The organism is Streptomyces sp. NPDC059142 (assembly GCF_042755665.1).
Lineage (GTDB): Bacteria > Actinomycetota > Actinomycetes > Streptomycetales > Streptomycetaceae > Streptomyces.
On record NZ_JBHZDA010000023.1, the window covers coordinates 62756 to 74958 of the forward strand.

A 12203-nucleotide genomic window follows, 5' to 3' on the forward strand; every position below is an offset into this window, starting at 1 on the left:
GGGGGGGGCGGCGGGGGGGCCGCGGGGCGGCGCCGGGGCGGGGGGGGGGGGGCGGCGGGGGGGGGCCGCCCCCGCCCCCCCGGCGGAGCGGGTCGCTATATCCGCTGCGGACAACGACACGCCCCCTACCACTCCCGATCGGAGCATGCCTGCTTTCCTCTCCCGCCCCTAGCCTGCGGAGAAAGACCCTGAATACCCCCAGGAGCCCCTCATGACCGCCATTCCGCAGGAGCGCCGCGTCGTCACCGACATCCCCGGACCCAAGTCGCGGGAGCTGCAGGCCCGCCGTACCGCCGCGGTCGCCGCGGGTGTGGGGTCCGTCCTGCCCGTCTTCGCCGCGCGTGCCGGCGGCGGCATCCTTGAGGATGTCGACGGCAACCGGCTGATCGACTTCGGTTCCGGAATTGCCGTGACCTCGGTCGGCGCCAGCGCCGAGGCCGTTGTACGCCGCGCCGCCGCCCAGCTCTCGGACTTCACCCACACCTGCTTCATGGTCACGCCCTACGAGGGGTATGTGGAGGTCTGCGAGCAGCTCGCCGAGCTGACGCCGGGCGACCACCCCAAGAAGTCGGCTCTTTTCAACTCGGGAGCCGAGGCGGTGGAGAACGCCGTCAAGATCGCCCGTGCGCACACCAAGCGCCAGGCGGTCGTCGTGTTCGACCACGGCTACCACGGCCGTACGAACCTGACCATGGCGCTGACCGCCAAGAACATGCCGTACAAGAACGGCTTCGGACCGTTCGCGCCGGAGGTCTACCGCGTCCCGGTCGCCTACGGCTACCGCTGGCCGACCGGCCCCGAGAACTGCGGCGCCGAGGCGTCCGCCCAGGCCATCGACCAGATCAGCAAGCAGATCGGTGCCGACAACGTCGCCGCCATCATCATCGAGCCCGTGCTCGGCGAGGGCGGCTTCATCGAGCCGGCGAAGGGCTTCCTGCCCGCCCTGGCACGGTTCGCCCAGGAGAACGGCATCGTGTTCGTGGCGGACGAGATCCAGTCGGGCTTCTGCCGCACCGGCCAGTGGTTCGCGTGCGAGGACGAGGGAGTCGTCCCCGACCTGATCACCACGGCCAAGGGGATCGCGGGCGGCCTGCCGCTCGCCGCCGTCACGGGGCGTGCCGAGATCATGGACGCCGCGCACGCGGGCGGGCTCGGCGGTACGTACGGTGGGAACCCGGTGGCCTGTGCCGCCGCGCTCGGCTCCATCGAGACGATGAAGGAGCTGGACCTCAACGCGAAGGCGCGCCGTATCGAGACGGTCATGAAGGACCGTCTCTCCGCGCTGCGGGAGAAGTACGACGTGATCGGCGACGTGCGTGGACGCGGCGCGATGATCGCGGTCGAGCTGGTGAAGGACCGCGACACCAAGGAGCCGGACCCGCAGTCGACGGCGGCACTCGCCAAGGCGTGCCACGCGGAGGGGCTGCTGGTCCTCACCTGCGGCACGTACGGCAACGTCCTGCGTTTCCTGCCTCCCCTGGTGATCGGCGAGGAGCTGTTGAACGAGGGCCTGGACATCATCGAGCGGTCGCTCGCCGCTCTCTGAGTCCGGCTCATAGGGAACGCGGGGCCTTCGGGCTTCTCCGAGCCTCTTATAGAGGCTCTCAACGGCTCCCCGCGCCCCGTTGCGCCGCGCCGCGGAACCCACTGCGCGTTGCGCGGCGGACCGCGGCGCGGGCGCCCCGCCGACGCACCGCTCCCGCGGTGTGACGGGGTCCGTCACACCGGTGAGGGCCTGTGAAGAAGGTGTGCGAGGGCCATGGCGGGATGGGGTTCCGACTGTCGGAGCCCCCGGCCCTGACGTACGGTTTTGCCAGATGAGAGAAACACCCCGCTCACAGGGAACTGCACAGGGAACTGTGGGCGACACCAATGCGGGGCATCCCCAGCGTCGCTTTGGTCGTGCCTTCGCGCACACCACTGGAGCTTCTGGCTCTGGATCTCCTCACCGATCGGATGGCCGCCCGCCCCAAACCCCCCGGGGCGTGCGGTACACCGGTCCTGACGGCCGCCCCGGAACAACCCCCCCTGTTCCCGGGCGGCCGCCTCTTTTCTCCCGTCCCGCTCTCGCGGCCCTCATCGTGTGCGCGGTCCTCTTCGCACTCGTCACATGGCAGACGTCCGTCGGCGGGCCGCTGCGCACCGTCGACGAACGGATCGGGCTCGCACTCGCCGGCACGGGGCCGAAACCACTGACCCAGTTCCTCTCCGACCTCGGCGGCATGCCGGTCGCCCTGCCCGTGCTGGCCCTCGCGCTCGGTGAGGCGCTGCGGCGCGGGCAGCGCGCACGGCCGCTGGGGGCCGCCGTGGCGATGGCCGGCGTCCCCGCTCTGGTCGTACCGCTCAAGGTGTGGATCGACCGGCCGGGTCCGCTCACGGACGCGACCGGCTACTACCCGTCAGGGCACACGGCGACGGCGATGGTCGCGTACGTCGGCGCCGCGCTGCTTCTCGCCCCGTACGTCGGGCGGTACAGGACGCTGCCCGTCGCCGCGCTCCTCACCCTGGCGACGGGCGTGGGCCTCGTACTGCGCGGCTACCACTGGCCGCTCGACGTCCTCGGGAGCCTGGCGCTGTGCGGAATGCTGCTCCTCCTTACGGAAGCGGCCATCCACCGTTTCCGTCGGCGCCCACCCGAACGTCACGCCGGCCCTGGACGCGGCCGGGGCGCCGGTTCGCGACACACCGGGCACAGCGACGGCGCGGCCCCGCCCGCCGGCCCGCCTGTGTCCGGCTGAGGCATCCGAGGCGGCCCTGGTCGGGACACGCCTCACTCCTCGGCGTCGCCCTCCCACGTAACCCCTCCGCGTGCCATGTTGGCCGCCGCCTCGTGCATGGCCAGCTCCAGCAGCGCCGCGTCCGTGAGGGTTCCCGCGCCGTCCGGCGGAATCAGCCAGCGCACCCCGCCGTGCGCCCGGCCCGGGTACGGGACGACGATCCAGGTGCCTCGTCCGGCGCCCCGTACCCCTGTACCGATCCAGCGCGCGACCGTCCCCGGCGGCACGAAGAAACCCATCCGGGCGTCGCCGAAGTCGGCGAGCACGGGACCGGGACGGTCGACGAGCCGGGTCAGCACGTCGAGCGTCGGGTAACCGAGATCGCCCGGCAGGATCAGTACGTCCCAGCGCCTGCCGGCCGGCAGAAGGGCCACCCCGCTCGTGCTGCGCTCCCATTCCCACCGGCAGGCTTCGGGATCCGGTGCCACCGACACCAGCCACTCCACCGCGCTCTTTGCCCCCGAGGCAGTCATCTGCCCGGCCTCCCATCCGTGTTGTTGGACAGTCTGTCCACAAGAGGGAGGGCGGTGGGGGCGATCGATTACGCGGGTTCCGTTCATCATCTTCCGGTGATCTGACTCACAGGTTCTGATTCGGGGGCAGCAAGACGCGTGTGAAGGAGTCTCGGGGCCCGGTCGCCGTGCCGTTGTACGCGCCGCACGGGGCGCCGGGGGCGCCGCCGCCCGGGGCGCCACCTCACTGCGCCTCGGTACAGGGCGGGGCCCCGGCCCGGCGCCGGCCCCGTACCGCTCACGCCCCGTACGGCGCGGACAGCTCCCGGCCCGGGGCCGTGTGCGTCGCGGCGTTCGGCTCCAGATCCCGCTCAGCTGTCGAAGCCCAGCCCGAGCCGGTCCATCGTGCGCAGCCAGAGGTTGCGCCGGCCGTCGCGGGCGTCCGCGCGCGCCAGCGACCATTGAGTGACGCCGATTCCGGCCCACGCGAACGGTTCGGGCGGGAAAGGCAGCGGCTTGTCTCGGACCATGGCCAGTTCGGTACGCTCCGTCCGCTCCCCCGCCAGGAGATCGAGCAACACGTCGCCGCCGAAGCGCGTCGCGCCGACGCCCAGGCCGGTGTAGCCCGCCGCGTACGCCACCCGCCCGCCGTACGCCGTACCGAAGAACGCCGAGAACCGGGAGCACGTGTCGATCGCTCCGCCCCATGCGTGGCTGAAGCGCACGTCCTCCAATTGCGGGAAACAGCGGAAGAAGTGGGCGGCGAGCGTGAGGGATGTTTCCGGGCGCCGCTCCCTCTCGGCGCCGAGCCGGCCACCGTACGGGTAGATCGCGTCGTAACCGCCCCACAGCACACGGTGGTCGGCGGTGATCCGGAAGTAGTGGAACCGGTTGGCGCTGTCCGCCAGCCCCTGCCGGTTGTGCCAGCCGATCGCGCCCCGTTGCCGCGGCGTCAGCGGCTCCGTCATCAGGGCGTAGTCGTAGACCGGCACGGTGTACGGGCGCGCCCGCCTGACCAGTGACGGGAAGACATTGGTGCCGAGCGCGACGCGCCGGGCGAAGATCCGTCCGTACGGGGTACGCAGGGCCATTCCCGCGCCGTACCGGGCCAGCGCCAGGCCGCGGGTGTTCTCGTAGATGCGCACGCCCAGTTTCGCGCAGGCCCGCTTGAGCCCCCAGGCGAGCCGCGCCGGGTCCAGCATGGCGACGCCGCGACGGTCCCACAGACCGCCCAGGAAGGTCGGCGAGTCGACTTCGGCGCGTACCGCGTCGCGGTCGAGGAGTTCGAGGCCCTTGGCGCCGAGCCGTGTGCGTTCCTCGTACAACTCGCGGAGTACGTCGAGCTGGTACGGCTCCGTGGCGATGTCGATCTCGCCGGTGCGCTCGAAGGCGCAGTCGATGCCGTACCGGGCGACGGCAGCCTCGATGGCGTCGAGGTTGCGCTCGCCCAGTTCCTCCAGTGCGCGCAGTTCGTCGGGCCAGCGTGCGAGGCCGTTGCCGAAGCCATGGGTGAGGGAGGCCGCGCAGAAGCCTCCGTTACGGCCCGAGGCGGCCCAGCCCACCTCCTGGCCCTCGATCAGCACGACGTCGCGCTCCGGGGCGCGTTCCTTGGCGAGGAGGGCCGTCCACAGGCCGCTGTAGCCGCCGCCGACGACGAGCAGATCGCAGTGTTCGTCGCCGGTGAGCGCGGCGTGCGCCGCGGGCCGATCCGGGGAGTCCAGCCAGTACGGTACGGGGCGCGCGCCGGCGAGGGACGCCGCCGCGACGGCGCGCGCGGCGCCAGGGTTCACGGCCATGTGCTCCGACTCCTTCTCCTTCGACCTGCTCGGGACAGGGGCCTTGCCGAATCGGGCCGCTATGAAGGCGGGCGGTCCGCGAATCCGTGTCAGATGGTCGCGGCGGTCTTCTTCCGCCGGCTGCCGATCATCTGGCCCACGACCACCACCAGGACGGCGACGATGAACATCGCCGTCCCGATGACGTTGATCTGCACCGGTGTGCCGCGCTGCGCGGAGCCCCATACGAACATCGGGAAGGTCACGGTCGATCCGGCGTTGAAGTTGGTGATGATGAAGTCGTCGAACGAGAGGGCGAAAGCGAGCAGCGCCCCCGCCGCAATACCGGGAGCGGCGATCGGCAAGGTGACCCGTACGAAGGTCTGCACCGGCCCCGCGTAGAGATCGCGCGCCGCTTCTTCGAGCCGCGGGTCCATGGACATGACGCGCGCCTTGACAGCGGTCACGACAAAGCTGAGGCAGAACATGATGTGGGCGATCAGGACCGTCCAGAAGCCGAGCTCCACGCCCAGGTTGAGGAAGAGCGTCAGCAGCGACGCCGCCATCACCACCTCGGGCATCGCCATCGGCAGGAAGATCAGCGAGTTGATCGATCCGCGCGCCCGGAAGCGGTAGCGGACCAGCGCGAAGGCGATCATGGTGCCGAGCGCGGTCGCGCCGAGCGTCGCCCAGGCGGCGATCTGGAGCGAGAGCGACAGCGAGCCGCAGAGGTCGGCGACGCCGCACGGGTCCTTCCAGGCATCCAGGGAGAACCGCTGCCACGCGTAGTTGAAGCGGCCGTTCGGCTTGTTGAAGGAGAAGACCATCACGACGACATTGGGCACGATCATGTAGCCGAGCGTCAGCAGACCGGCGATGACCACGAGGTTGCGCCGTACCCAGCGCGTGACGGCCATGGGGCCGCCCCGTGGAGCATCCCGCGGAACGCCCCGTGGCATGCGCCGTACCGCGCTCACCGGTTCCGACGGCCCTTCAGTGCTCCTCTGGCTTCTCGGGCTTCTCTGCGTCATCAGACCAGGTCCTCCGTCCCTGCTCGGCGGATGTAGACGGTGACCATCAGCAGGACGACCGCCATGAGGATGAAGGAGAGCGCGGCGGCCGTCGGATAGTCGAGGACGCGCAGGAACTGCGTCTGGATGACGCTGCCGACCATCTTGGTGTCGGTGGAGCCGAGCAGTTCGGCGTTGACGTAGTCGCCGCTCGCGGGGATGAAGGTGAGCAGCGTGCCGGAGACCACGCCGGGCATGGAGAGCGGGAACGTCACGGTGCGGAAGGTCGTCAGCGGCCTCGCGTACAGGTCGCCCGCGGCCTCGTGCAGCCGGCTGTCGATGCGCTCCAGTGAGGTGTAGAGCGGCAGGATCATGAAGGGCAGGAAGTTGTACGTCAGGCCGCAGACGACCGCCATGGGGGTGGCCAGGACGCGGTTGCCCTCGGTCCAGCCGAGCCAACTGGTCACGTCGAGGATGTGCAGGGCGTCCAGTACGCCGACGACGGCGCCCCCGTCCGCGAGGATCGTCTTCCAGGCGAGCGTGCGGATCAGGAAGCTGGTGAAGAACGGGGCGATGACGAGGACTAGAAACAGATGGCGCCAGCGGCCCGCTCTGAAGGCGATGAGATACGCGAGGGGGTAACCGAGCAGCAGGCACAGGAGTGTGGCGGTGCCCGCGTACAGCACGGAGCGGACGTACTGCGGATAGTACTCCTGGAGCGCGTCCCAGTACGTCTGGACGTGCCAGGTGACCTGGAAGCCCTCCTCCAGGGAGCCGGTCTGCACGGAGGTCGACGCCTGGTAGACCATCGGCAGCGCGAAGAAGACCAGCAGCCAGAGGATTCCGGGCAGGAGCAGCCAGTACGGGACAAGGCGCCTGCGCGCGGAGGACTTGTGCGGGGGAGGCCCGGATTCGGTGCCGGACGGCGGGGCGGGCGCGCCGTGTGGCGCTTCCGTGGTGGTCACGCGCCTTCCTCTCCGGCCTTGCCGACACGGGCGGGCGCCTGAGCCTCGGCCTGGGCCCGCGCCGTAGCGGCGTCCACGGGGCGGGCAGGGCCGCTGGAGGAGACCCGGGACGGGGCCCCGGTGTCCGCGTCGGGGGCTCCGGTACGCGCGTCGGCGCCCGCGCCGCCGCCAGGAGCCATGTCCGTATGGACGCCGACGTCGCCCGTGGTGCCCGCGAGCGGCGACTGCGCGGCGTCCAGGGCGAAGGTGTGCGCCGGGTTCCAGTGCAGGACGACCGCGGCGCCGGGGACGAGTCGGCTGTCGCGCTCGACGTTCTGCGCGTACACCTCCAGTGCGGCGCAGACGGCGCTCTCGACCACGTACTGCGTGGAGACTCCGATGAAGCGGGAGTCGGTGATCCGCCCGGATATGCGGTTGCGTCCCTCAGGGATCGAGCCTGCGTCGTCCGTATGGGTCAGGGAGATCTTCTCGGGGCGCACGCCGACCAGCAGCCTGCCGCCCCGCGCGGTCGGCGCGGCGCATCGGCCACCGGGGAGCAGGAGCGTCGCGCCGCCCGCCGTGACGGCCACGTCGTCGCCCCGCACGTCGGCCGTCACGGCCTCTATGAGGTTGGACGTACCGAGAAAGTTGGCGACGAAGGTGGTGCGCGGGTTCTCGTAGAGGTCGGTGGGGCTGCCGAGCTGTTCGACTCCCCCCGCGTTCATCACCGCGACGGTGTCGGCCATGGTCATGGCCTCCTCCTGATCGTGGGTGACATGGATGAAGGTGATGCCGACCTCGGTCTGGATGCGCTTCAGCTCCCCCTGCATCTGGCGTCGCAGCTTGAGGTCGAGGGCGCCCAGCGGCTCGTCGAGAAGGAGCACCTGCGGATGGTTGATCAGCGCGCGGGCCACCGCGACACGCTGCTGCTGGCCGCCGGAGAGCTGGTGCGGCTTGCGCCTGGCGTGGTCGCCGAGCTGGACGAGGTCGAGCATGTCACCGACCTGCTTGCGTACGGAACTGATGCCGCGACGGCGCAGCCCGAAGGCGACGTTCTCGTAGATGTCGAGATGCGGGAAGAGGGCGTAGCTCTGGAACACGGTGTTGACGGGACGCTTGTGCGGAGGAAGGCCCGTCACATTCCTGTCACCCAGGAAGACGGTGCCGGTGGTGGGTTCCTCCAGGCCGGCGATCATCCGCAGCGTGGTGGTCTTGCCGCAGCCCGACGCGCCGAGGAGGGCGAAGAAGGAACCCTGCGGCACGGTGAGGTCGAGGGGCCGTACGGCGCGGAACGAACCGTACGTCTTGCTGATCCCGGTGAGGCGGACGTCGCCGCCGTCCCGGCTGGTGGATGCGGTCTCTGTCATGGGTCACGGTCCCGGAGAGGAGAGAGATGGACGGACGGGGCGTACGGCGCGGGGTCGACGGGGCGTTGTGGTGACGCACGGAAGGCCGTACGAGGCGGGGCGTACGGTGCGGGGCGCCAGCGGTGCGGGGCGCTGCGCGCGGCGTACGGCGCGGCCCGCGTGCCCCGCGCGACCGCCTACGCACCTACGCACCTACGCACCTACGCACCGATGAGCTTGGCGAACTTCTGTTCGTACGCCGTCTCTTCCTCGGCACTGAGCGAGCGGAAGGCGTGCGCGGCGGCGGCCATCTCCGCGTTCGGAAGGATCAGGGCGTTGTCCGCCATCGACTTGTCGATCCTGGCCAGCTCGGTGCGCACTCCGTCGACCGGGCAGACGTAGTTGATGTACGCGGCGAGCCGCGCGGCGACCGGCGGCCGGTAGTAGTGGTCGATGAGCTGCTCGGCGTTGGTCTTGTGCCGCGCCATGGCCGGTACCAGGAGGTTGTCGCTGGAGAGCATGTAGCCGGCCCGGGGGATGGCGAACTTGATGTCCGGGTTGTCGTTCTGGAGCTGGACGATGTCCCCCGCCCAGGCGACGCACGCCGCGATGTCGCCCTTGTCGAGGTCCGCGGTGTAGTCGTTGCCGGTGAAGCGGCGTATCTGCTTCCTGTCGACGGCCTTCTGGATCCGGGCGAGGGCGGCGTCGAAGTCGTCGTCGGTGAAGGCCGCCGGATCCTTGCCGAGGTCCAGGAGGGTCATCCCGACGGTGTCGCGCATCTCGGAGAGGAAGGCCACCCGCCCCGTGAGCTTCGGATCGTCCAGGAGCTGGGAGACGGAGTCGACCGTACGCCCGCCGGTCGCCTTCGCGTTGTACGCGATGACGGCGGGGATCCCGGTCCAGGGGTACGAGTAGGCGCGGCCCGGATCCCAGTCGGGCGAGCGGAACGGTGCGGAGAGGTTGGCGAACGCGTGCGGGAGGTGGGACGGGTCGAGTTTCTGCGCCCAGCCGAGCCTGATGATGCGGGCGGCGAGCCAGTCCGTGACGCAGATGAGGTCCCGCCCGGTGTCCTGGCCTGCGGCGAGTTGTGGCCTGACCTTGCCGAAGAACTCGACGTTGTCGTTGATGTCCGCGGTGTACTTGACCGTGATCCCGGTGCGCTTGGTGAACGCATCCAGCGTCGGGTAGTGCTTCTCGTCGTCGCTTACGTCCATGTACTCGGTCCAGTTGGAGAAGACGACGCGTTTCTCCTCGGCCGAGTGATCGGTGGATGCAGGCCCTTCGCCCTCCCGCTTCGCGGGCGGGATACCGCAGCCGCCCAGCGCGGCGAGCCCGCCCAGTGCGAGGGCGCCGGCGCCGGTGGCACGCAGCATCGAGCGGCGCGTGAGGGCGCCCCGGCCGCTGGTCATGGTGCGGCGTACAGCGGCCCACTGCGCCGCGGACGGCGGGCCGGGCTCGTACTGCTCCATCTGCTCCATACGCTCTGCCCTCCGGCTGGACGGTTCGACGGCTTCGGTGGCTGCTCTCGGTGGCTTCAACGGCTTCGGTGGCCTTGAGCGGGCCTCCCGGCGGGCTCTGGGGGGGGGCCGGAGGCTCAGCAAAGCCCGCAGCCCCGTGCGGGGCCTCAGGGACGGCTGCGAGGCCGGTCACCGAAGACGGTGCGGTGCCAGTCCTTCCTGGCCACCGCCGTGTTGTCGTACATCACATGTTTGAGCTGCGTGTACTCGTCGAATGAGTACGCGGACATGTCCTTGCCGAACCCGCTGGCCTTGTAGCCGCCGTGCGGCATCTCGCTGATGATCGGGATGTGATCGTTGACCCATACGCAGCCCGCCCGGATCTCCCGGACCGCGCGGCCGGTGCGGTAGACGTCGCGGCTCCAGGCCGAGGCGGCGAGTCCGTACGGGGTGTCGTTGGCGAGCCGGATGCCTTCGTCGTCGGAGTCGAAGGGGAGAACGACGAGGACAGGGCCGAAGATCTCGGACTGCACGATCTCGCTGTCCTGGGCGGCGTCCGTGACGAGTGTGGGGCGGTAATAGGCGCCGTTCTTCCAGTCACCCCCCGGGGCCTCCCCACCGGTGACGACGCGGGCGTAGCCGCGGGCACGGTCGACGAAGCCCGCGACACGGTCGCGGTGGGCGTGCGAGATGAGCGGACCGAGGTCGGTCGCCTCGTCGAAGGGGTCACCGAGGCGGACGGTCGTCATGAGGTCGGCCACACCGCTGACGAAGGCGTCGTACAGCGGCCGTTGGACGTAGGCGCGGGTGGCTGCCGTACAGTCCTGGCCGCCGTTGATGAGCGACGCGGCGACGGCCCCGTGTACGGCGGCCTCAAGGTCCGCGTCGTCGAAGACGAGAAACGGGGCCTTACCGCCGAGTTCGAGGTGGAGGCGCTTGACGGGGACGGCGGCGGTGGCGATCGCCGCGACGCGCCTCCCCACGGCGGTGGAGCCGGTGAACGACGTCATGGCGACATCAGGGTGGCCCACAAGGCGTTCTCCGGCGTCGGGGCCCGCCCCGGTGACCACATTGATCACACCGTCGGGCAGACCGGCCTCCTGGGCCGCCCGGGCGAACATCAGCGACGTGAAGGGCGTGAGCTCGGCGGGCTTCAGAACGACCGTGTTGCCCGCGGCGACGGCCGGGAGGATCTTCCACGCGGCCATCTGGAGCGGATAGTTCCACGGCGCCACGGAGCCGACGACGCCGATCGGCTCGCGGCGTACGGAGGAGGTGTGGTCGCCGCTGTACTCACCGGCCGAGGCACCGTCCAGGCGGCGTGCGGCACCCGCGAAGAAGGCGGTGTTGTCGACGGTGCCGGGAACGTCGAACTCGGTGGAGAGCTTGATCGGCTTGCCGCACTGCAGCGACTCGGCGTAGGCGAAGTCGTCCGCCTGGGCGGCCAGAACGTCCGCCAGGCGGTGCAGGGCGTCGGAACGCTCGCCGGGCGTCGCACCCGCCCAGCCGGGAAAAGCGGCGTGCGCGGCGGCTACGGCGTCGTCCACGTCGGCGGGGCCGGCCAGTTCGTACGCGTAGACGTCCTCGCCGGTCGCCGGGTTCACGACGGCGTGCGGACGTCCCGAGGTGCCCGGTCGGGGCCGCCCGCCGACGAACTGCGCGCCCTCCGCGAAACGGTCCCGCACCTGGAAGCGGTTGGCCATGACGCTCTCCGATGTCCCGGCCGACGGCAGCGGCCCTTGTACGAACGATTGCGAACAGTTGTGAACTGCTGCGAACTGTTGTCCCGGCTTGAGTTGATTGCCGATCCTGACAGAGCACTTCCGCCTCAACAAGGGATTCCGTTGTTGCCTTTTGGTTACGCGACGGAATCGGTGGGCAGGCGGGAAGCCGGAGGCGTCGTCGTCCGAAAAACCGAGGGGCGTTGTCAGTGGTGGCTGACAGACTCCAGGGCATGGGGACGAACACGGGGAATTCCGTACGTACGCATGCCGAGCTGACCGATCGGGTTCAGGGCGGCGCGACGGTCAAGTACCTGCACTTCTGGGGGCACACCCCGCGGCGGGACGGCGCGCTCGGTACGAGCTGTCTGAGCCAGTGGTGGCCCGCACCGTTCACGGTCGACGGCGTCGAGTACGCGACGGCCGAGCACTGGATGATGGCGGCCAAGGCCCGGCTCTTCGGCGACGAGGAGGCCGAGCGTGCTGCTCTGGACGCCGCGAACCCGGCGCTCGCCAAGAAGGCGGGGCGGCTGGTACGCGAGTTCGATGACACCGTCTGGGAGCGTGAGCGCTACGGGATCGTGGTGGCGGGCAGCGTCCACAAATTCGGGCAGGACGCGGCGCTGCGCGACTTCCTGCTGGGTACGGGCGACCGGGTTCTCGTCGAGGGGGGGGGCGGGGGGGCGGGGAGGGGGCGGCGGCGCCCCCCCGCCGGCCAGCG

Annotated in this window: 10 protein-coding genes; 3 read left to right on the top strand and 7 right to left on the bottom strand. The window is 70.5% G+C overall.

Features of this window, described 5'->3' with window-relative positions:
• Positions 1–211: 211 nt before the first annotated feature.
• Entirely contained in the window at positions 212–1546 is a 1335-nt protein-coding gene (gene gabT, locus ACFXPK_RS11935) for a 4-aminobutyrate--2-oxoglutarate transaminase (protein WP_384997070.1), read from the top strand.
• A 535-nt stretch (positions 1547–2081) separates the two neighbouring features.
• Positions 2082–2738, top strand: a complete 657-nt coding sequence (locus tag ACFXPK_RS11940; protein WP_385074293.1) for a phosphatase PAP2 family protein — start codon at positions 2082–2084, stop codon at positions 2736–2738.
• Positions 2739–2770: 32 nt separating this feature from the next.
• Here the strand turns inward: ACFXPK_RS11940 and ACFXPK_RS11945 are convergent, their stop codons facing one another.
• From ACFXPK_RS11945 to ACFXPK_RS11975, 7 genes are all read right to left on the bottom strand, one after another.
• Positions 2771–3250, bottom strand: a complete 480-nt coding sequence (locus ACFXPK_RS11945) for a hypothetical protein (protein WP_384997066.1) — start codon at positions 3248–3250, stop codon at positions 2771–2773.
• 350 nt (positions 3251–3600) lie between these two features.
• Positions 3601–5025 (bottom strand): NAD(P)/FAD-dependent oxidoreductase, encoded by a 1425-nt coding sequence (locus tag ACFXPK_RS11950; protein ID WP_385074296.1) that lies wholly within the window; start codon positions 5023–5025, stop codon positions 3601–3603.
• 89 nt (positions 5026–5114) lie between these two features.
• On the bottom strand, positions 5115–5921 hold the full coding sequence (locus ACFXPK_RS11955) for an ABC transporter permease (protein WP_385074299.1): 807 nt from the start codon (positions 5919–5921) through the stop codon (positions 5115–5117).
• A gap of 113 nt (positions 5922–6034) precedes the next feature.
• Positions 6035–6979 carry an ABC transporter permease gene (locus ACFXPK_RS11960; RefSeq protein WP_385074301.1) on the bottom strand — a complete coding sequence of 315 codons (945 nt, stop codon included), beginning with the start codon at positions 6977–6979 and terminating at the stop codon, positions 6035–6037.
• Complete coding sequence (locus ACFXPK_RS11965) at positions 6976–8325, bottom strand: ABC transporter ATP-binding protein (RefSeq protein WP_385074304.1); 1350 nt, start codon at positions 8323–8325, stop codon at positions 6976–6978. The genes ACFXPK_RS11960 and ACFXPK_RS11965 overlap by 4 nt, the downstream gene beginning before the upstream one ends.
• A gap of 200 nt (positions 8326–8525) precedes the next feature.
• Positions 8526–9773, bottom strand: a complete 1248-nt coding sequence (locus ACFXPK_RS11970) for a spermidine/putrescine ABC transporter substrate-binding protein (RefSeq protein ID WP_385074338.1) — start codon at positions 9771–9773, stop codon at positions 8526–8528.
• 155 nt (positions 9774–9928) lie between these two features.
• The gene (locus ACFXPK_RS11975; protein ID WP_385074307.1) at positions 9929–11464 is read right to left on the bottom strand and encodes a gamma-aminobutyraldehyde dehydrogenase; all 1536 of its coding nucleotides are present in this window, start codon (positions 11462–11464) and stop codon (positions 9929–9931) included.
• 251 nt (positions 11465–11715) lie between these two features.
• Between ACFXPK_RS11975 and ACFXPK_RS11980 the strand changes: the two genes are divergently transcribed.
• On the top strand, positions 11716–12203 hold a 488-nt coding region (locus tag ACFXPK_RS11980), incomplete at its 3' end, for an NADAR family protein (RefSeq protein WP_385074310.1).